General features: G+C 69.4%; 21 protein-coding genes. 11 read left to right on the top strand and 10 right to left on the bottom strand.

Annotated features, from left to right (window positions below; all coding sequences use genetic code 11):
* Positions 1–179: 179 nt before the first annotated feature.
* The 3 genes from IE107_RS16055 to IE107_RS16045 all read right to left on the bottom strand — a co-directional run bounded on the left by IE107_RS16055 (position 180) and on the right by IE107_RS16045 (position 1,506).
* Entirely contained in the window at positions 180–638 is a 459-nt protein-coding gene (locus tag IE107_RS16055; RefSeq protein ID WP_189544436.1) for a hypothetical protein, read from the bottom strand.
* A 22-nt stretch (positions 639–660) separates the two neighbouring features.
* A complete protein-coding gene (locus IE107_RS16050; RefSeq protein ID WP_189544435.1) occupies positions 661–804 on the bottom strand; it encodes a hypothetical protein in 144 nt (47 codons plus the stop codon).
* 225 nt (positions 805–1,029) lie between these two features.
* Positions 1,030–1,506, bottom strand: a complete 477-nt coding sequence (locus tag IE107_RS16045; RefSeq protein WP_189544434.1) for a hypothetical protein — start codon at positions 1,504–1,506, stop codon at positions 1,030–1,032.
* A 156-nt stretch (positions 1,507–1,662) separates the two neighbouring features.
* Between IE107_RS16045 and IE107_RS16040 the strand changes: the two genes are divergently transcribed.
* Genes IE107_RS16040 through IE107_RS16030 form a run of 3 tightly spaced genes read left to right on the top strand, consistent with a single transcriptional unit; the run spans position 1,663 to position 2,718 of the window.
* On the top strand, positions 1,663–1,827 hold the full coding sequence (locus tag IE107_RS16040; RefSeq protein WP_189544433.1) for a hypothetical protein: 165 nt from the start codon (positions 1,663–1,665) through the stop codon (positions 1,825–1,827).
* A 2-nt stretch (positions 1,828–1,829) separates the two neighbouring features.
* A complete protein-coding gene (locus IE107_RS16035) occupies positions 1,830–1,982 on the top strand; it encodes a hypothetical protein (protein ID WP_189544432.1) in 153 nt (50 codons plus the stop codon).
* Between the two features lie 28 nt (positions 1,983–2,010).
* Positions 2,011–2,718: an NUDIX domain-containing protein gene (locus IE107_RS16030; protein WP_189544431.1), complete on the top strand. Its 708-nt coding sequence runs from the start codon at positions 2,011–2,013 to the stop codon at positions 2,716–2,718.
* A gap of 130 nt (positions 2,719–2,848) precedes the next feature.
* On the opposite strand, the gene IE107_RS16025 is transcribed toward IE107_RS16030, so the two are convergent.
* Positions 2,849–4,018, bottom strand: coding sequence for a S1 family peptidase (locus IE107_RS16025; protein WP_189544430.1), 1,170 nt, complete (start codon positions 4,016–4,018; stop codon positions 2,849–2,851).
* Between the two features lie 335 nt (positions 4,019–4,353).
* Here IE107_RS16025 and IE107_RS16020 point away from each other — a divergent pair, with 335 nt between their 5' ends.
* Positions 4,354–5,709, top strand: coding sequence for a nucleotidyl transferase AbiEii/AbiGii toxin family protein (locus IE107_RS16020; protein WP_229866978.1), 1,356 nt, complete (start codon positions 4,354–4,356; stop codon positions 5,707–5,709).
* 25 nt (positions 5,710–5,734) lie between these two features.
* Here the strand turns inward: IE107_RS16020 and IE107_RS16015 are convergent, their stop codons facing one another.
* The 3 genes from IE107_RS16015 to IE107_RS16005 all read right to left on the bottom strand — a co-directional run bounded on the left by IE107_RS16015 (position 5,735) and on the right by IE107_RS16005 (position 7,142).
* Complete coding sequence (locus tag IE107_RS16015; protein WP_189544429.1) at positions 5,735–6,004, bottom strand: hypothetical protein; 270 nt, start codon at positions 6,002–6,004, stop codon at positions 5,735–5,737.
* The gene (locus IE107_RS16010) at positions 6,001–6,504 is read right to left on the bottom strand and encodes a MarR family winged helix-turn-helix transcriptional regulator (RefSeq protein ID WP_189544428.1); all 504 of its coding nucleotides are present in this window, start codon (positions 6,502–6,504) and stop codon (positions 6,001–6,003) included. The genes IE107_RS16015 and IE107_RS16010 overlap by 4 nt, the downstream gene beginning before the upstream one ends.
* A gap of 86 nt (positions 6,505–6,590) precedes the next feature.
* On the bottom strand, positions 6,591–7,142 hold the full coding sequence (locus tag IE107_RS16005) for a glycoside hydrolase family 25 protein (protein ID WP_189544427.1): 552 nt from the start codon (positions 7,140–7,142) through the stop codon (positions 6,591–6,593).
* Between IE107_RS16005 and IE107_RS16000 the strand changes: the two genes are divergently transcribed.
* Positions 7,035–7,991, top strand: coding sequence for an NADPH-dependent F420 reductase (locus tag IE107_RS16000; RefSeq protein WP_308434230.1), 957 nt, complete (start codon positions 7,035–7,037; stop codon positions 7,989–7,991). The genes IE107_RS16005 and IE107_RS16000 overlap by 108 nt on opposite strands.
* A gap of 517 nt (positions 7,992–8,508) precedes the next feature.
* On the opposite strand, the gene IE107_RS15995 is transcribed toward IE107_RS16000, so the two are convergent.
* Positions 8,509–9,873, bottom strand: coding sequence for a radical SAM protein (locus tag IE107_RS15995; RefSeq protein WP_189544425.1), 1,365 nt, complete (start codon positions 9,871–9,873; stop codon positions 8,509–8,511).
* 182 nt (positions 9,874–10,055) lie between these two features.
* On the bottom strand, positions 10,056–10,901 hold the full coding sequence (locus IE107_RS15990; RefSeq protein WP_189544424.1) for a pentapeptide repeat-containing protein: 846 nt from the start codon (positions 10,899–10,901) through the stop codon (positions 10,056–10,058).
* Between the two features lie 180 nt (positions 10,902–11,081).
* Here IE107_RS15990 and IE107_RS15985 point away from each other — a divergent pair, with 180 nt between their 5' ends.
* The 6 genes from IE107_RS15985 to IE107_RS15960 all read left to right on the top strand — a co-directional run bounded on the left by IE107_RS15985 (position 11,082) and on the right by IE107_RS15960 (position 18,524).
* Positions 11,082–11,573 carry a hypothetical protein gene (locus IE107_RS15985; RefSeq protein ID WP_189544423.1) on the top strand — a complete coding sequence of 164 codons (492 nt, stop codon included), beginning with the start codon at positions 11,082–11,084 and terminating at the stop codon, positions 11,571–11,573.
* An 88-nt stretch (positions 11,574–11,661) separates the two neighbouring features.
* On the top strand, positions 11,662–11,889 hold the full coding sequence (locus IE107_RS15980; RefSeq protein WP_189544422.1) for a hypothetical protein: 228 nt from the start codon (positions 11,662–11,664) through the stop codon (positions 11,887–11,889).
* Between the two features lie 368 nt (positions 11,890–12,257).
* Complete coding sequence (gene rhaI / locus IE107_RS15975) at positions 12,258–13,424, top strand: L-rhamnose isomerase (protein WP_189544421.1); 1,167 nt, start codon at positions 12,258–12,260, stop codon at positions 13,422–13,424.
* 57 nt (positions 13,425–13,481) lie between these two features.
* Positions 13,482–15,527: a bifunctional aldolase/short-chain dehydrogenase gene (locus tag IE107_RS15970; RefSeq protein ID WP_189544420.1), complete on the top strand. Its 2,046-nt coding sequence runs from the start codon at positions 13,482–13,484 to the stop codon at positions 15,525–15,527.
* Positions 15,528–15,542: 15 nt separating this feature from the next.
* Positions 15,543–17,021: a rhamnulokinase gene (locus tag IE107_RS15965; protein ID WP_189544419.1), complete on the top strand. Its 1,479-nt coding sequence runs from the start codon at positions 15,543–15,545 to the stop codon at positions 17,019–17,021.
* A gap of 39 nt (positions 17,022–17,060) precedes the next feature.
* Positions 17,061–18,524: an L-fucose/L-arabinose isomerase family protein gene (locus IE107_RS15960; RefSeq protein WP_189544418.1), complete on the top strand. Its 1,464-nt coding sequence runs from the start codon at positions 17,061–17,063 to the stop codon at positions 18,522–18,524.
* Positions 18,525–18,597: 73 nt separating this feature from the next.
* Here the strand turns inward: IE107_RS15960 and IE107_RS15955 are convergent, their stop codons facing one another.
* Positions 18,598–19,671, bottom strand: coding sequence for an enoyl-CoA hydratase/isomerase family protein (locus tag IE107_RS15955; protein ID WP_189544417.1), 1,074 nt, complete (start codon positions 19,669–19,671; stop codon positions 18,598–18,600).
* Positions 19,672–19,826 lie beyond the last annotated feature (155 nt).

Below are 19,826 nucleotides of genomic sequence, written 5' to 3'. Positions count from 1 at the left end.
ACGCCGGAACACAGCACATCCCTGACGCACCGTCAGGGTCGGCTGCCTTCCTCATTGAGGCACGACCCCCTTGAAGCAACAAGGCACACCGCCATGATTCTTGACATGCTACGGCCAATTTCGGTCAAGCCCCCGACCGCCGAACCCGGCGCCCGAGCAAGGCGTCCCTGGCCGTTCCGTCAGGAGGGCAGCTTCAGGTCCGTGCATCCATGGCGCTGCGCCGCGCGCTCAGCGAAGGCGCGCAGAGCGGTACGGAGGTAGCCGTGCGGCGGCCCGTGCGGCGAGGCCGCGTACTCGGTGCCGTCGGCAGTGAACAAGGCACGCGGGCCCGTACCGCATGCGGCGCTCGCCCGTTCGGCGGTGGCCGTGGCCAACTGAGCGATCCGGCGGGTCTTCGCGGCATTCTCGTGCGACTTGTCGGCTCGTACGGCCACCACGAGGGAAGCCGGCATGTTGGTGCAGTTGAGCGCGACGCCGGTGTCACGGAAGTCGGTGTACCCCTGCCGGCCACCGCCGAGGGCGACGGGCAGATGGTCGGATTCCCCGTTGCGCAACATCGAGAGCGGGTCGCCAAAGAAAATGCGGCTACGGACGGCATCGTGCGGAATCAGGGCGACCAGCAGCCTCGTGTCCGCCACACCGCACTCGTCCCAGCGGTCGTCATCCGTGCCGCCCGTGCGGTCCCCCGGCAGTCCGGGATCTGGAGTACGAGGTCAGGGCGGCGGACTCGGCAACGGGCAGCAACCCCTCGCAGTACGTGGCGAGCCGGTCCTCGTACCGCCACAGCTTGCCGATGTCGCTCATCCGGTACCCAGCCGTAGCCGGCCGCGAGCACCATGACCAGTGGCGCCGCGGCGTACAGCGCGATCCGGCGCATCCTCTTCACAGGGCGTCGCCCCTCCCCCTGTCGATTACGCACTCCTGACTGTCATCCGTCGCCCGATCCCGACAGCTGCCGGTCCCGGATCTCACCAGCTGGGCGGGACCGTCCCGGGCGGCGCCGCAGTGCCCCGGAGGAAGCGGAAGACGCTAGGACGGCCACACGATCTGCCCGTCCGCGACCTTCAGCGTCTTCGGCGCCACGTCTTCGTGGAACCTCAGGCAGCCGATCGAAACGGCATCGTCCGCGAGCAGGTGGGCGTCGTGAATCCGCACGGCCAGCCAGCCGAGCAACTCGCCGAGCCGGTCGAACTCGTCCGGGTGGATCTCCTGCCGGGAGGTGAGCGCCCAGCCCTTCCGTGACAGATTCGCGCGGTCGGCCAGCGCCGAGCCGAGCACACCGCCCACTCGCCGGGCCGGGCCGCTGTCGGCGAGCAGCGGGCGAGGTTCGTTCTCGATCAACGGGGCACCGGACTCGTCCTCCACCACGACGGGGAACGAGGTCACGATGGAGAGGTGCTCCGGCTGCGGCCCGATTCCCAGATGCCAGCGCAGTTCGACGAGCTCCTGCTCGGAGATCTCGTCCCGGAGATCGACCGATACCGCCAACTCATACACGTCACTCACACCACGCACCCTACCGAGGAGGTCCGCGGCAACACGGATTCTCGTTCGGGTCATACGCGTTGTCCGGCACCTGTACCGCGCACGCCGAACCGGATCGAGCCGAACAGCAAGCGGTGGCCCAGCGCTTACGGGGGTGGTTCCCGGGGGAATGGTCGCGTGACGGCTGCACAGGGACTCGTGCAGCAGCATGACGCACTGCGCTCCGCGGCGGATGCCATGAGCACCGGTCCACGGCTGGGCGAACTGCTGCCCGGGGTCGGCCGGGCGGTGGGGGTGGGGCGTTACGCCCTCGGGCCGGTGATCGTCGCGATCTCGACGTAACGGTGATCTGCCCGGCGCTCGGCCAGCAGACCTTGGCGGAGCGCGCCGAGTACGGAAAGCCGGTGAAGAACGTCGGCATCGACCGGTCGGACCTGGTCGACCGGGTCCGTATGCCTGAGCAGTTCGACGAGTGGCGTGCCCGTGCGGAGCCCTGAGCGCGGCACGGGCGACTATTCTTCACCGATGCCTGACGACACCGCGCTGCTGAACATCCAGTTCGACGACATCGGACTCGTCGTGACCACGGAGCCCGGTGAGGGCGGGGCCTACAGCCTCCCCCGCCACGGAGGGGTTCCGGACAGCTCATGGTGCTCGCTGCCGCTGGCCGAGGCATTGCACGCGCGGATCCGGCCCGTCGGAACCGCGGAGACCGTGCTGCGGGACTGGGTGGCGGAAGGCACTGCGCACCAAGTGGCCGCCTGGGACGATCCGGCGGCCGCTGATCCGGTGCGGGTACGGGCCGGCGCGGTGGTGATTCGTGACGAGCGCATGTTGCTCATCGGATTCGAGGAGGACGGACAGCCGTTCTACGAGATCCCGGGCGGCGGGGTCGAGGACGGCGAGACCCTGCACACTGCGGTGGTCCGGGAGCTGCGGGAGGAGTCCGGCCTGAGCGGCGAAGTGGTCAGGGAGGTGGCCCGCGTCTGGAAGGACGATCGCCGTGAGCACTACTTCCTTCTGCGTGCCGAAGGCACGATCGGCGCCCCTACGGAACTCGACAATCACGGCGGGACGCCCACGTGGATTCCGGTCGACCAGCTGCCCACCACGCCGGTGTGGCCGCGGCGGTTGGCCTGGCGCATCGCTCACTGGCACACGACAGGCTGGCCGGTCCGGCCGGCCGAACTCGCGGACAGCATCAACGATCTGCAGGCCGACTGCACTTGGTGAGGCTCGGCGTCCGCGTGCCACGCAGCAGGGGCCTGCCGCACCCGAGCGAGGGAGGCCGGGTCGCGAACAGGCCCCGCCGTACAGTGGGCGCCGAACGGATCGGGGTCGTCCGACAAGCCCCTGCGTGCCGTCAGGCTGTCTGCAGGGTCAGCCCGTACCGGTTCAGGATCTCGTTGATCGGCTGGTGCCAGGTCTCGCCGCCGCCGGTGCAGTTGCCCCAGCCACCCGAAGTCACTCCCTGGGCCTGGTCGCCGCTGATGAACGAACCTCCCGAGTCTCCCGGTTCGGCGCAGACGCTCGTCTTGGTCATCTGATGAACCGCGCCCTGGCTGTAGTTCACGGTCTCGCCGGTGGCCAGCACATTGCCGCAGTGCCAGTGGCTGGTGGAGCCTGAGCGGCATATCGAGGCGCCGATGGGCGCCTCCGCGGAGCCCCGGACCAGCTGGTCCGAGACCGTTCCCCAGCCGATTACTACGGGGACGGTCCACCAGCCGTTGCCGACGCCGACCCAGGCGTAGTCGTCACCAGGGAAGGAGGAACCCTGGAAGTGGCCGATGGCCGAACGGTCCCATCCGCTGACCGCGGCGCCGGCCTGTCCGCAATGACCTGCCGTGACGAAGCCACCATGCACGGAGAAGCCGATGGAGCATCGGACGTTGCCCGTGTAGTAGGGATCGCCGCCCACGGTTCCGGCAGCAAAGGTCCTGGGCGCTTCGGGTGTCCGATTCACCAGTACGGGGCCGACGTTGCGGGCCCGTTCGACGAACGCCCGGACATCGTTGTCACCCTCTGCCGAAGCGACCACGTCGACGACGACCCGGTTGGCCTTCGGGTCGACGCGCCAGCCGCTGACACCCTCCGGTGCGGACATCGCGTCGATCCGCGCCTTGGCCGCGTCGAGCTGCCGCGCACTGTGGCGTACCAGTTGGACGGACGCGCCGGCTGCCCGTACGACGTCCTCCTTCCGCCTGTCGGTGAGGGCCACGGTCAGTCTGCCTGCGGCCGGATCGAACCAGGAGCCTGCGTAGGACGATCCGGCGACCCGGCGCGCCTTGCCCTGCAGGGCGGTCGCCGTCTTCTCCGCAGCCAGCCGCTCTCTGGCCTGACTTTCTGTCAGGCCGAGGTCTCGCCGCAGGGCGGCGAGCAGCCCCGCGGAGGCCGGCGCCTCATCGGTTGCGGAACGGGGTGTCGCGGAAGTCGGCTCCACCGCGGCGGCGGATGCCGGACCAGAGGCAAGACCCACGGTCGCCCAGGCTCCGACAACCAGCACGGCAGCGAGGCTCGTACGCAGCGTGTTCATACATCTCAAGGCAATGGCCCTTCTGTTGTTCCGGCATCGTGGGGGAGGAACAGCAGGCGTCCGGGAGCTCCCGTCTGAGAGCGCTCTCAGAGTGTGCCGCAACGGACTGTAACGCAGCTCACCTATCAGGTCCATGCCAATGACGTTGCCGGTATCCGGCCGTCGAGCGCACTGCCCCGCGAAGCACCGGCCCCGGCCCCTCCCGGACCCGCGGTCCTCCGCGCAACGCCTACACCTATGCTCGCGTCAGGCGGATCGCGCATACCGATGTGTCAGCTTCCGCTTCCACCACAGGTCTCGCGAACAGCAGCGAACCCGCCCGCAGGAGCCTCACCGTGACATCTTCCGCCGACGAATCCGCGCCCTGGACCAGGTTCCGCTGGGGCTCCCCGCGTGTTCCCCATGCTCCGTTGGACGAGGAGACACGTCGCAACGCGGAGCTTCCTGGCACGATGCTGCCCGTACCGCAGGGGATGAATCACGGATTCGTCTTCGAGCCCGCCCTGAAGCAGTTCGCCAATGCCTACCGAGCAGGAGAGCCCGAGTTCGGCGACGGCGAGGAGGAGTTGGGGCGGGCCTGGCACCGGGCGCGGCGTACCGTGCTGGACACGGTGCTCGCGTCCATCGCGGACGGTCCGTGGGGCGGCCATCTGGTGCTGCGCGGCAGCGTTTTGATGGCCACGTGGTTCGGGGACACCGCACGCGACCCGGGTGATCTGGACTTTCTCTTCGTGCCCCGGGACTGGTCCATGGACGACCCGCGGGCCTCGGGTCTCTTCGACACGATCGCCCAGGACGCGGCCGCCGCCGCCCGAGGCGCCGTCCGGATCGACGCGGCGGGCATGGTGGCGGAGGACATCTGGACGTACGACCGAGTTCCCGGGCGACGCGTTCTGCTGCCGTGGACGGCGGACGGGGTGCCCGGCGGCACCGTGCAGATCGACGTGGTGTTCAACGAGTCGCTGCCCTCCCCCGCCGCGCTCACCGAACTCCGGCCGCTGGGAGACGGGCCGGGTTGCCGCGTGCAGGCCGTGTCCCCCGAGCTTTCACTGGCCTGGAAGTTGCTCTGGCTGGTCACCGACGCATACCCGCAGGGCAAGGATCTGTACGACGCGGTGCTGCTCGCCGAACGCACCCCGCCGAGTTACGAACTGGTGCGGGAAGCCTTCGTTCTGGGTGGCACGGAGGGCCTTCGGCCCGTCGGCGGTTGGTGGCTCGACGAGTTGGGAGTGCAGACCGGATGGGAGCATTTCACCGCCGAGCACCCCTGGGTGACGGAGAGTGCGGCCGGCTACTGCGAACGTCTCGCGCGGGCCCTGACACCTCTGATGGACGCGGCGGAGCGCCCGGACGGGACGAGTGAGGCGGACAAGCCGGCAGGGACGTGCGGGCGGGAAGGACCGGACGCGGAGGTGTCGGGCCGGTACCAGCGGTGGGCCCGGTGGCTGCAACCGCTGGTCGATTCCACGCGTGCGACGGCCGCGGAGAACCCTGCCGCCTCGCTCGGGTATCTGGCCGACGGCGGACGGGACGGGCTCACGGCGGCCGTCGTGGTTGTACGGGAGATCGCCGGGCGTCAGCAGCTCGGCCTGACGGACGCCCTTGCCGTCGTCCTCTCCCACGAGGGAAGTTGGCATCACTGGCGGAACCAACCCGACGCGTGCGGCCGGGCCCTCGACGAGCTGCGCTGATCACCGCCCCCGGCGCCGGACCGGTTCAGCCGGCCCTGCCGATCGCACTGCGCAGCATGGCGACCGTCGTCGCGGCGGCCGCGCGCTCCGCGTCGTCGTCCGTCGCACGCACCCGTTCCTCCAGAAGGGCCACGGCTGCCTGGAGGACACCCACACGCACCGGAACGCTCTGCATCGCCGCGAGAACGGCCGCCGCCTGTTCGGCCGCGGTGGCCGTCACGGCCTGCGGAATGAGGGTGGTGATTCCGCGCCCGAGCGCGCGGTCGCGAGGCGGCTGAGCCGCGGCTGTGGTCACCCGGGAAGTGTGCCGCACCACGCCGGGGGAATCGGTCGGCGACCTGCCTTCAGCTCTTCGGCACCGTCGTGGACATGGGCGTGAACACGCTTCAACAGCGCGGCCAGCTGGGCTTGTTCGGACCCGGTCAGGGGTGCGAGCAGTGTCTCCTGCACAGTGAGCGCCTCGGCCTGGAGCTCCTTGAGCGCCGCACGCCCGGCCGGAGTCGGCGTGACGGTCATGCGGCGGCGGTCGCTGCTGTCCCGGGCTCGGTCGACGAGACCGGCCACCGCAAGATCGTCCACGATCTTGACGATGTCGCTCCGGTCGATCCCGAGCCGCGATGCCAGTTCCCGCTGCACATGAGGGCCGAAGTCGACGAGCGCCGACAGCACGGCCATGTGCCAGAGACGCATGTCCCGGTCGGCCAGTCGCGCCGCCAGCCGGTTCCGCGCCGCCTTGCCGGTCTTGGACATCAGATAGGTCGTGAGTCCCAGGAGGCTGGGCGGGGTCTCGCTCATCGCCACCATCCTAGGCACGCAACCATCATGAGTTCACACCTGCCGATGGGAGCGCGGCGCCCGGCCCCGCCAACCCGGCGCGGCGCCTATACCCGGGCCCAGTCGCGCATGGCCGTCCGCGAGGAGAAGGCTGCTACGTCCTGGTCGAGCGGATGGTCGGTGTACTGATGGATACGCCAGGAAGCCTTGATCCTGGGCTTTCCCGCAGTCACGTAGTCGGCGATCCACAGGCCGTCCCCCGCATATGACGTGGTGTCGTGGTTCAACCAGAAGTAGCGGTTGCAGTACAGCAGCACCCTGTGGTGCGGCCGCAGGCGCTTGACCTCGCGGATGAAGCGGTCCTTCTCGGCATTGCCGGCCCGCGTGCCCTCGCCGTTCTGTTCCCAGTCCACGGCGAGCAGATCACCCACCTTCTCCGGGGCCTTGCTCACGAAGTACTCGGCCTGGGCCGTGATGTTCCCCGGCCAGAGAAAGTGATAGAAGCCGACCACGCACTCCGCGTCCCTCGCTCGCTTCACCTGTGAGGCGAGATGCGGATTGACGTAGGAACGACCCTCGGTGGCCTTGATGAAGACGAAGTCCAGTCCGTCCGTGTCGAAGGACGACTGATGGGAGCTGACATCGACGCCATGCAGCATGGGCACCGCCTTCAAGTGGGCTCGGTGATTCCGTTCTCTTCCCTGTACGTGCCCCCAGACGCCGGTTCCCATCCTTCGAGTGAACCTGCGCATCGTTTTCCCTCGCCAGGAATACCGGCCGGAACCGAGCAGTTGGTGAAGCCACAGGACCACATCACCTGTCGAAGACGCCATCGAAAGGTCGGATCCATGAAGATCGGCATCATCGGAGCGGGCAACATCGGCGGAAACCTCACCCGACGCCTCACCGCGCTGGGCCACGATGTTTCCGTCGCCAATTCGCGCGGCCCGGAGACACTCTCCGCTCTCGTCGAGGAGACCGGAGCCACCGCGGTCACCGCCGCGGAGGCGGCTCGGGGGGCCCAGGTCGTTGTCGTCACCGTCCCCCTCAAGGCCGTCCCCGGTCTGCCCGCCGGCCTGATCGACGGTGCCGCGGAAGGGGTCGCGGTCATCGACACCGGCAACTACTACCCGCAACAGCGCGACGGCCGCATTGCCGCGATCGAGGACGGCACGCCCGAGAGCCGGTGGACCGAGGAGCAGATCGGCCATCCGGTGATCAAGGCGTTCAACGGGACGTACGCGCAGGACATCCTGTCCAACGGTCTCCCCAAGGGCAGCCCCGGCCGTCAGGCGCTGCCGGTGGCCGGTGACGACGCGGCGACCAAGCAGGTCGTGCGCGACCTCATCGACGAGCTGGGTTTCGACACCGTGGACGCGGGGGACCTCGACGACTCCTGGCGTCAGCAGCCCGGCACGCCCGTCTACGGTCATCAGGGCGACGCCGAAGCAATTGTGAAGGCGCTCGCCGAAGCATCGCCCGAGCGCACGGCCGAGTGGCGCGCCTGACAGTCCCCGACACCGAGCCCTCGGGCGCGCTCCGGCGCGCACCCGAGGGGCAGGCTCTTGATCGTCTGCGCGACGCTCGGGGTGTTCGCTCCGGCGCGCACCCGGGGGCCAGGTGCGGCCACCCGGCGCATCCGCTCCACCATCCGGCGCAGGCGTCCGGCCCTGCGGCGGCCCGATCGGACACGGTCCTCGGTCGTCGAAGCCGTGCTGCGGCTGACGCTCTGCCACACGAGCAGCTCGGCCGTCAGCCGGAGCGCTCCTCCCCCGGCAAAGCCGGCCCGGAACGATCCGGGTTCGATGATCTCAACCCTGATTCCGTGCGGGGCGACCTCGGCCGCCAGCGCCTCGGGCAGTGCTTCGAGGGTGCCGCTGACCGATGTCGAACCGCTGCGGACCGATCGTGCTCGTCCGGGTCGAAGGCGCGGAGAACGACCTCGTGCGGAGGTTCGCCGGCGTCGTGCGTGAACTGGTGGCCGCGGCCCGGGCCGAGCGCCCGGGGCCGACGACCGGCCCGGTGCTACCGGCCGTCCTCCGGAAGGGCCGGAAGACTGTCCATGAACGAACTGACGGAGAAGACCGCGCGTCCGGGTCCGGGCGGGCCGTATCCGGGGGGTGAGCTGAGACCGTACTCCTCCATGGTCGCGCGGTAGGAATCCAGCAGACGGATGTGGTACTCCAGCGGCGCTCCGTCCGGGTTGGTCTTCCCGAGCGGGGTGGTGGGCTCCGGGCACCAGGTGGTGAACCTCGGGGTGATGCCGTGCGACATGAAGAACCGCAGGCCCTCTGTGGTCGATGCGATGGCCTCGTCCACGGAGGTGAAGCCGAAGGGCTCGGCCATCTCCACACCGGCCACGAAGTTGGGGATGACGTTGCGAGCGCCGAAGACCTCCGCGGAGTCCAGGATGCGGCGGTGCCACTCGTCGCGGCCCACATAGCGCTCCTTGCCGGGGCAGTAGAGCTCGAACAGCCGACGGTCCCACACCTCGTAGTTGGGGTGGTAGATCTGCACGCCGTAGTCGTGGAACCGCTGTACGTCGGCCTTGGGCAGGGCCTGGGCGACGACCTTGCCGATCCAGCGGCCTGGGAATCGCTCCTCGATGGCCTTGGCGTACTGCCCGTAGAAATCGGCTTCGTCGCGGCCGCCGATGTGGGAGGTGATGGCCCCGCCGGTGAGGGTGTAGGCGGTGGAGGTCTTCGCCGTGTCGTACTTGTCGATGATGGCGAGCGCCTCCAGGACCTCCTCGACCGGCTTCACCCCTGTGTACGGGCGTCCCGCCGCCTTGTGCTGGCGCCAGTTGTGGTTGATGTCGCAGTACTGGCACTCCTCCTTCGCGCCGAAGTACTGGCAGACCCGGAAGACGGTCAGGTAGACGAGATATCCCCATTGGATGGTGGGGGCGACCTCCATCACGGACTTGCCGTTCTCCAGTGTGTGCCGGTAATAGTCCGGCATGGGCGGCAACCCCACGTCAGAGATCCGCCGGCCGTCGAGATACAGCCCGAGCACACCGTCTTCGTCGGCCGCCACGCGGTAGGGGGACGCGGGGTTGACCCGGACGGACACGACGGTCCTGCGCAGGTCGTACGGACCGCCGGTGAGGACGATCTCCTCCGGCGGACGGCGGAGTGCGGCCGCGCCGAGCTCGGGGAGGGTGCCGTGGTCGAAAGAGAAGATGAAGTAGGACTTCGGCTTGACGTCACCGCCCTCGTTGTCACTGAGGGCGGACTCGTCGAACGCCACGCCGCCGCGCAGCAGATCCTCCTTGATGACAGCTTCCCGGGGCACGTGCGGGAACTGCTCCATGAGGCGCTCGACCAGACGGGTGCGGCTCCCGTCCGTGCGGCTCGTCTCGGTGCGGCTGCGGTCGGTACTGCTGGGCATGTGCGCGACTCCTCGGTCCGGTCGTCTGCGGCGTTCCGGGTACGCCGCACTGTGCAACGAACCGGACACGTCCACAGTGCCCGGCCCCACCGGCCGATTGGATCCGGTACGGCGGGAACGAGTTCGCGGCCCTCGGCGGCGCGGCCCGGGTCGCCGGTCGGTTGCTGTCCCCGGGCCGCGGTTCACCGGACCCAGTGCGTGGGACGGCCGAGTGCCGGCGGGAGTTTCGTCACCGTGTCGCCGCGGGCTGCGTTGAGCTGGGCCTGGGTGAGGAAGAGGCTTCCGGTGAGGTCGGCGCCGGACAGGTTCGCGTCCCGGAAGTCGGCGCCGATCAGGTCGGCCAGACGCAGGTCGGCACCGGTGAGGTCCGCCGCGATCAGATACGCGCCGCGCAGGTCGGCGCCCCGCAGATCGGCGCCCTTGAGCCTGGCTCCGATGAGGTCGGCGCCGCGACGGTCACGCTTCTTCTTGCGCGGCACCGTCGCACGTACGAGTTCGCTGGTACGGAGCAGCAGTTCGGCCACGACGTCGCGGTGGCCGGCCACGTCCAGGTCCACGAACGCGTCGGCCGGGAGGTGGGTGAGGCGTTCCGTCTCGTCGAGGGTGCGCCGGATCTCGGCGTGGAGTGGCCGCGCCGGTTCCAGGGACAGCGCTTCCGTGAGGTACCAGAGGAGTTCATGGAGCTGCCGCATGACGGGGAACACCTGGAACATCTGCCCGGCGGTCCGTGGGGCCCGGCGCCAGTCCTGTCCGTGGAAGGTCTCGCCGGAGACCTTCTGGCCCGCCCCGAAGCAGTCGTACACGGTGCAGCCGGGGAAGCCCTGCGTCCGCAGCTCCGTGTGGATGCCGCAGCGGAAGTCCTCCTGGAGGTTCCGGCAGGGCTTCCCGGCGTCCTTGTCGATCGCGAAGTCCGCGGACCGTGTCAGGGTCAGCGCCACACAGCACAGCCCGAAACAGTTCGCGCAGTCGGCGCGCAGCGCGGCACGGTCGCCGCGGTCGGTGCCGGGGTCTTGGACGTTGTCGGGCACGATGCGTGGATCCTCTGGGTACCGGAACTGTGGGACGGTCGACCCTATCGGGGTCCATCACCCTTTCGCGTCAATTTCGTGATCAACGACATCCGGAATGCCGGGGCCACGGTGCCCGAGCCACTGTCAGTGGCTCGGCGCACACTGGGAGAAGTACGGCACGGGCGAAGGGGGAAGCTGATGAGCACCTGGGACGGGACAGGGTTCGAACCGGCCACCGGGGACGGCCCGCAGGCTCCGGAGCCGGACGAAGGGCGCTCCGCTTCCGTCCGGACGGCGTTCGAGGGAATGCTGCAGATCCGCCGGCTGACGAACACCGGGCATGCCGACCCGCAGGGCATACCCGCGGCGTGGGAGATGCACCGTCCGGTCCGGGCGGTCGCCATCGCCCTGGAGGCATCGGGCCTGGCCGCCTCGGCCGTTGACGGATCGGGCCTGCGCACGGCAACCGGGTACCGCTTGCAGCAGGGCGAGTCACCGGGTGGTGTACGTATCGATTGGCTCGGGCCCCCCGGCAGCGGGGCCGCCCATGCGGAGGAGTCCGAGCTGGCCCGGTGCGCGGCCGTGTTGCGGGAGTTGGGCTGGACGGTGCTGCTGTACCGCGGAGCGCGTCGTCGAAGATTTCTGGAGGTCGAACCGCCGGTCGGTGTGCGGGGGCCGAACGACGGGTAGCGGGCGCGCTGGCGCCGTAGTCGGCAGGCGTTGTCAGACCCATGAGGGATGCTGGTGGGTCCGACACCTCTGACCGGGAGATGCTGAGATGCGCAATGACGAACTCGCCGCGGCCCAGGCGTATGTCCGACTGCTGGAGGCCACTCGCGCCGCGCTCGCGGACCCGGACGAGGGCCCCTTGTACGTCCCCTTGCTCGCTTCGCCGATCGCCGAGGCCGATGGCGCGCTGCAGCGCGCCGGCCTCTGCGGCAACGAGTCCCGGTTCTTCGGCCTGGTGAGTTCGCTGCAGCCGAGCATGTCCGGCAGCGGTCACTGAGCGGGGCCGCCGGAAGTCACCCCGGGACTGCCTGCTCCACCGCCCGGCGGGTCGGCCGCATGACCTCGGCCGGCCTCGTCCTGCGACGGGTGGCCCGTGGCGGCGGGTGGAGCGCGGCAGGCGCGCGCCGCCTCTGTGCACCTCGTCGTCCCGATCCCCCACCATGCTGGTGAACGAGTCATCGGCCAGGAATCCGGCCCGCCCGCCCGATGAATTGATTCAAGAGGGTGAGAGAACCCGACGAGAACGTGACCGGCTCCTTGACTGGAAGCTTGTACCAAATCTAGCGTACGGTCCGGATGAAACGATTCACACCTTCAGATCCGAACAGTCTCCGGTCGCTGGACGACTCTGCTCACGAGGTGCTCATGTCTGATGTTTCGGCCGTCAAGGCAGCTCTGAAGTCCCAGGTCATCGAGACGCCGTCGTGGGGGTACGGGAACTCCGGTACGCGCTTCAAGGTGTTCGCGCAGCCGGGTGTGCCGCGCGACCCGTTCGAGAAGATGGAGGACGCGGCCCAGGTGCACGCGTTCACTGGCGTGGCACCGAAGGTGTCGCTGCACATTCCGTGGGACAAGGTCGAGGACTACGCCGCGCTGACCCGGCACGCCGAGGATCTCGGACTGCGGATCGGGGCGATCAACTCCAACGTCTTCCAGGACGACGACTACAAGCTCGGTTCGGTCACCCATCCCGATCCGAAGGTGCGCCGCAAGGCCACCGACCATCTGCTGGAGTGCGTCGACATCATGGACGAGACCGGGTCCCCCGATCTCAAGCTCTGGTTCTCCGACGGCACGAACTACCCCGGGCAGGACGACATCACAGCCCGTCAGGACCGGCTGGCCGAGGCACTGGCCGAGGTGTACGGGCGACTGGGCGACGACCAGCGGATGCTCCTCGAGTACAAACTCTTCGAGCCCGCGTTCTACACGACCGATGTGCCCGACTGGGGCACGGCGTACGCGCACTGTCTGGGCCTCGGTCCGAAGGCCCAGGTGGTCGTGGACACGGGGCACCACGCGCCGGGCACCAACATCGAGTTCATCGTGGCCTCGCTGTTGCGCGCGGACAAGCTCGGCGCGTTCGACTTCAACTCCCGCTTCTACGCGGACGACGATCTGATGGCCGGGGCAGCCGACCCGTTCCAGCTGTTCCGGATCATGCACGAGGTGGTCAGGAACGGCGGGCTGAAGCCGGAGACGAACGTCAACTTCATGCTCGACCAGTGCCACAACATCGAGGCGAAGATCCCTGCCGTGATCCGGTCGGTGGCCAATGTGCAGGAAGCGACCGCCAAGGCTCTGCTGGTCGACATGGCGGCGCTGAGCGCCGCTCAGCAGTCCGGCGATGTGCTGGCCGCGAACGGCGCCCTGATGGATGCGTACAACACCGATGTACGTCCGCTGCTCGCCGAGGTGCGTGAGGAACTCGGCCTGGCCAAGGACCCGTTCATCGCGTACCTGGCCTCGGGCAATCAGGAGCGGATCGCCGCCGCCCGGGTCGGTGGCGAGCAGGCCGGCTGGGGTGCCTGAGCCCCGGCCTCTTCCGCGTACGAACACCGACCTGACCCTCGACCACGAAGGATTCCCATGACCTCCGCGACGCACCCCGAAGTCGCCGCGCTGCTGGAACGCGCCCACCGGATCGGCTCCGACCCCCGGAACACCAACTACGCCGGTGGCAATGCATCGGTCAAGGCCACCGGCACCGACCCGGTCACCGGTGGCGGCACCGAGCTGCTGTGGGTCAAGGGATCCGGTGGTGATCTGGGCACGCTGACCGAGACCGGGCTCGCCGTGCTGCGTCTGGACCGGGTGCGTGCGCTCAAGAACGTGTATCCGGGGGTGGAGCGCGAGGACGAGATGGTATCGGCGTTCGACTACTGCCTGCACGGCAAGGGCGGTGCGGCACCGTCCATCGACACGGCGATGCACGCCCTGGTCGAAGCGGCCCATGTCGACCATCTGCATCCGGACTCGGGGATCGCGCTGGCGTGCGCCGCCGAGGGCGAGAAGCTGACCGCGGAGTGTTTCGGCGACAAGGTGGCCTGGGTGGGCTGGCGCAGGCCGGGGTTCCAGCTCGGTCTGGACATCGCCGCGGTCAAGGAGGCCAACCCACGGGCCGTCGGGGTGATCCTCGGCGGCCATGGCATCACGGCCTGGGGCGAGACGTCCGAGGAGTGCGAGCACAACGCCCTCTGGATGATCCGCACCGCCGAGGCCTTCCTCCGGGAACGGGGCAGGGCCGAACCCTTCGGCCCTGCCTGGGCGGGCCGGGAACCTCTTCCCGAGGAGCGGCGCACGGAGCGTGCGGCCGCACTCGCCCCGCTGATCCGCGGACTGGCCTCCACCGACCGTCCCCAGGTGGGCCACTTCACCGACACGGAGCCGGTGCTGGACTTCCTCTCCCGCACCGAACATCCACGGCTCGCCGCCCTGGGCACCTCGTGCCCCGACCACTTCCTTCGCACGAAGGTCAGCCCGCTGGTGCTCGACCTGCCCGCGGATGCCCCGCTGGACGAGGCGGCGGCACGGCTGAAGGAACTGCACGAGCAGTACCGGGAGGCGTATCGCGGGTACTACGAGCGTCATGCCTCCCCCGATTCCCCCGCGATGCGCGGAGCGGACCCCGCGATCGTGCTGGTGCCCGGCGTCGGCATGTTCTCCTTCGGCAAGGACAAGCAGACGGCCCGGGTCGCCGGGGAGTTCTACCTCAACGCCATCAACGTGATGCGCGGCGCCGAGGCCGTCTCCTCGTACGCGCCGATCGAGGAGTCCGAGAAGTTCCGGATCGAGTACTGGGAGCTGGAGGAGGCCAAGCTGCGCCGGATGCCGGAGGCGAAACCGCTGGCCACCCGGGTGGCGCTGGTCACGGGCGCGGGGTCCGGCATCGGCAAGGCCATCGCGCACCGGCTGGTCGCGGAGGGGGCGTGTGTGATCGTCGCGGACATCGACGCACAGAACGCCGCCTCGGTGGCGCGGGAGCTCGGCGGCTCTGACCAGGCGATCGCCGTGACGGTCGATGTGACCAGCGAGGAGCAGATCGTCGAGGCGTTCCGGGCTGGGGCGCTGGCTTTCGGCGGCGTGGATCTCGTCGTGAACAACGCCGGAATCTCCATCTCGAAGCCGCTGCTGGAGACGTCGGCCCGGGACTGGGATCTCCAGCACGACATCATGGCGCGCGGCTCGTTCCTGGTGTCGCGCGAGGCCGCCCGGATGATGCGGACGCAGAACCTCGGTGGCGACATCGTCTACATCGCCTCGAAGAACGCGGTGTTCGCGGGTCCGAACAACATCGCCTACTCGGCCGCCAAGGCCGATCAGACCCACCAGGTGCGGCTGCTGGCCGCGGAACTGGGCGAGCACGGAATCCGGGTCAACGGAATCAACCCCGATGGTGTGGTGCGCGGTTCGGGGATCTTCGCAAGCGGCTGGGGCGCCCAGCGTGCGGCGACGTACGGCATCGAGGAGGAGAAGCTCGGCGAGTTCTACGCACAGCGGACCCTGCTCAAGCGCGAGGTGCTCCCCGAGCATGTGGCCAACGCCGTCTTCGCGCTGACCGGCGGCGACCTCACGCACACGACGGGACTCCACGTTCCCGTCGACGCCGGTGTGGCCGCGGCCTTCCTCCGATGACCGGATGAGGTGTCGATGTCTGTGACGTCACGCAGCGACGCGGCCTTCGCCGCCGTGGACCTCGGTGCCACCAGCGGCCGGGTGATCACCGGCCTGGCCGGGCCCGACAGGCTCGAACTGAGCGAGGCGCACCGGTTCGCCAATATGCCGGTCCGGTTGCCGGACGGACTGCGGTGGGACGTGCTCGCGCTGTACCGGGAGATGCTGGAGGGTCTGCGGGCCGCTGCGCGCAGCGGTCCGATCACATCGGTCGGAATCGATACGTGGGCGGTCGACTACGGCCTTCTCGATGCCGACGGGGCCCTGCTCGGGCTGCCGTTCCACTACCGGGACAGCCGGAACGCGGGCGCGGCCGAGCAGGTGCTGGCCGTGTGCGGGGCGCAGGAGCTCTATGCGGTGAACGGCTTGCAGCATCTGCCGTTCAACACCGTGTTCCAGCTCGCCGCTCACCGCGCCGGTGCCCAGTGGGGTGCGGCGCGGACGTTGTTGCTGATGCCCGATCTGCTGACGCACTGGCTGACCGGGGTGGTGGGCACGGAGATCACCAACGCGTCGACGACCGGGTTGTTCGACGCGTCGGCCGGCTGCTGGTCCGATGCGCTGATCGGCCGGCTGGGTCTGGAGCGTTCCATGTTCCCGCCCTTGCGTGAGCCGGGTGACCCGGCGGGGACGCTCCTGCCGCACGTCGTCGAGTTCACGGGTCTGCCGGCCGGCACGCCGGTGACGGCCGTCGCCTCGCACGACACTGCGTCGGCGGTCGCGGCGGTGCCCGCGACCGAGCCCGGGTTCGCTTATGTGTCCTGCGGTACGTGGTCGTTGGCAGGGCTCGAACTGCAGGCTCCGGTGCTCACGCAGGAGTCGCGCGCGGCGAACTTCACCAATGAGCGCGGGGTGGACGGCACCATCCGCTACCTCCGCAACATCATGGGAATGTGGCTGCTGGAGGAGTGCCGTCGGACCTGGGACCGGCGGGGTGAGGATCCGGGGCTGCCCGCACTGCTCGCGGAGGCGGCCCGTGCCAGGCCGTTCGCGGCAGTGATCGATCCCGACGACGAGGTGTTCCTCGCGCCGGGTGACATGCCGTCGCGTATCGACACCCATCTCGTGGGGATCGGTCAGGTGCCGCCCGGCAGTCCCGGTGGCTATGTGCGGTGTGTACTGGAGAGCCTGGCGCTGGCCCATCGCAGGACGCTGCGGGAGGCAGCCGGTCTCGCGGGGCGGGAGTTGACCCGGATCCATCTTGTCGGCGGAGGGTCACGCAATGAGCTCCTGTGCCAGTGGACCGCGGATGCCACGGGGCTTCCCGTCACGGCCGGCCCGGCCGAGGCGACCGCGCTCGGCAACATCCTGGTGCAGGCGCGTGCCCGAGGTCTGGTGGGTGACCTCGCGGACATGCGACAACTGGTGGCACGGACGCAGGAATTGCGCCACTACACCCCGCAGGGGGACCAGCGGGCCTGGGACCGGGCCGCCGCGCGGCTGGAACAGGCCTGAGTCCGTTCGGTCCTCGACGGAACCGAAGGAAGGAAGCTCATGACCGATGTCTCGCCCGCCGCGCTCGACGATGTGCTCTCCCGCACCGCGCGCCGACGTACCCGTGTCGGTCTGGTGTCCGGCGGGCTCGGTGCGTACTGGCCGCAGTTCCCCGGACTGCTCGACCGGCTGCGGGAGTCGGCCCGGTTTGTGGCCGGGCGGTTCGAGGAGATGGGCTGCGAAGTCGTCGACGCCGGTTTCATCTCCGACCCGCAGGAGGCCGCGAAGGCCGCGGAACGGCTGCGGGCAGCCGACTGCGACATCGTCGTGACGTTCCTGACCACGTATCTCACTGCCTCGATGGTGCTGCCGATCGCCCAGCGCGCGCACGCTCCGGTGCTGGCCATCGACCTCCAGCCGACCGAGGCGATGGACCATCCGGACACCGACACGGGCAAGTGGCTGGCGTACTGCGGTCAGTGCCCGCTGCCCGAGATCGCCAATGTGTTCCGGCGCAGCGGCATCCCCTTCCGCTCCGTGTCGGGCCATCTGCGTGACGAGAACGCCTGGCAGCGGATCCGCCGCTGGATCCGTGCCGCTCGGGTCCGCGGTGCGATGCGTCACGGCCGGCACGGTCTGATGGGCCATCTCTACCCGGGCATGCTCGATGTCTCCACCGACATGACGCTGGTCTCCACCCAGTTCGGCGGGCATGTCGAAGTCCTCGAATTCGACGATCTGCGGGTCAGGGTCGCCGCTGTGACGGACGAGGCGACCGCCGAACGCGTCGCACTCGCACGCACGGTCTTCACCCTCGACGGCTCCGTCGACGAGGACGATCTCGCCTGGGCAGCGCGGGTTTCGGTCGGGCTGGACCGGCTCGTCGAGGACTTCGGACTCGACAGTCTCGCCTACTACCACCGCGGTCTGGAGGGCGAGATCCACGAGCGGCTCGGCGCCGGCATGATTCTCGGCGCTTCACTGCTGACCGCGCGCGGCATTCCGATGGCCGGGGAGTACGAACTGCGCACCAGCCTCGCCATGCTGATCGCCGACACCATCGGCGCCGGTGGCTCCTTCACCGAACTCCAGGCCCTCAATTTCCGCGACCGGGTCGTCGAGATGGGCCACGACGGCCCCGCCCATCTGGCCATCAGCGCCAAGGATCCACTGCTGCGCGGGCTGGGCGTCTACCACGGCAAACGCGGCTGGGGTGTGAGCGTGGAGTTCGATGTCAGACATGGCCCGGTCACCACGTTCGGCATCGGGCAGGAGGCCGACGGCACCTTCACCTTCATCGCCTCCGAGGGCGAGGTCGTGCCGGGGCCCCTGCTGGAGATCGGCAACACCACCTCCCGCGTCGACTTCGGCTTCGACCCGGGCGAGTGGACCGATGCCTGGTCCGCGACCGGCATCGGTCACCACTGGACGCTGTGCACCGGCCATCGTGCCAAGGACCTCAGGGCAGCGGCCGACCTGCTCGGCGTCCCGTTCCGCACGGTCGACGGACCGAACGACCTCTGAGTCCCGGACGCGGTCCACCTGCTCCGCTCCCGCGCGCGGTCTCGTGCTCCGCCCACGGTCCGTCCGGACCGTCTCAGGCCGTCGTCCCGGGAGCGGCGGCCAGGCCGAGTTCACGGTCGCCCAGCGGGGTGAAGAAGAGGGCCACGTCGGCCTCGGTGACCTCGGCCAGGGTCGCCGGGCACCACCGCGGGTCGCGGTCCTTGTCCACGATCTGGGCGCGCACGCCTTCCACCAGGTCGGGCCTGGTGAAGGCCATGCACGATGTCCGGTACTCCTGGTCGAGCACCGCCTCCAGGCTGCCCAGCCCCCGTGCCCTGCGCAGCGCGGAGAGGGTGACCTTGAGCGCGGTGGGCGACTTGGTGAGGATGGTTTCGGCGGCCTGCTTGGCGGCGGGGACGCCGATGCTGTCGAGCCGGTCGACGATCTCCTCGACCGAATCCGCCCGGTAGCAGGAATCGATCCACTCACGGTGCGCGGCCAGTTCACCGTCCGGCGCGGGTGCGGCGTACCGCCGGACCGTATGCTCGACGCCGACGGCCGTATCGCAGCCGGCGAGCTCCGCGGTGAGTCCGGCAAGGCGTTGCGACGGTACGAAGTGGTCGGCGATCCCGCACAGCAGCGCATCGCCCGCGCCGACCGCGTCCGCGGTGAGCGCCAGATGGGTGCCGAGCTCACCGGGCGCCGCAGCGAGCAGGTACGTGCCACCGACGTCGGGGACGAATCCGATCCCGGTCTCGGGCATGGCGATGCGAGAGCGTTCGGTGACGACACGGATGTCGCCATGGGCCGAGACGCCGACGCCGCCGCCCATCACGATGCCGTCCATGATCGCGACGTAGGGCTTGGGGAATCGGGCGATCAGGGCATTGAGCCGGTACTCGTCGCGCCAGAAGTCCATCGACGTGGTGCCGCCGGCGCGGGCATCCTCGTAGATCGACCGGATGTCGCCGCCCGCGCAGAGGCCGCGCTCGCCCGCACCGGTGATCAGGACCGCGGTGATGGAGTCGTCGAGCTCGGCGTCGGCGAGCGCTTCGGCGACGCAGGCCACCATGGCGTGATTCAGCGCGTTCAGGGCACGTGGACGGTTGAGGGTGATGTGCCGGACACGTCCCTCGGTGTGCAGCAGAACGGGATCTTCGTGGGTCATGAATGCGCTCCGGTCAGTCCCTGTGCCGTATCGACCGCCGATCGCGGACGATCTTCCGCGGCCATTCTCCGGGGCGGGTTCCGTGCTGGGGCAGCAGGGGTCCCCGGGTCCGGCCGGACCGGCTTCCGGCCGGATTTTGCCAGGTGTCCGCTGTG

Origin of the sequence: Streptomyces gelaticus, from assembly GCF_014649535.1 — a bacterium.
GTDB lineage: Bacteria > Actinomycetota > Actinomycetes > Streptomycetales > Streptomycetaceae > Streptomyces > Streptomyces gelaticus.
Note: the sequence above shows the minus strand (reverse complement) of the source record. Positions and strands in the feature narration are given on the sequence as shown.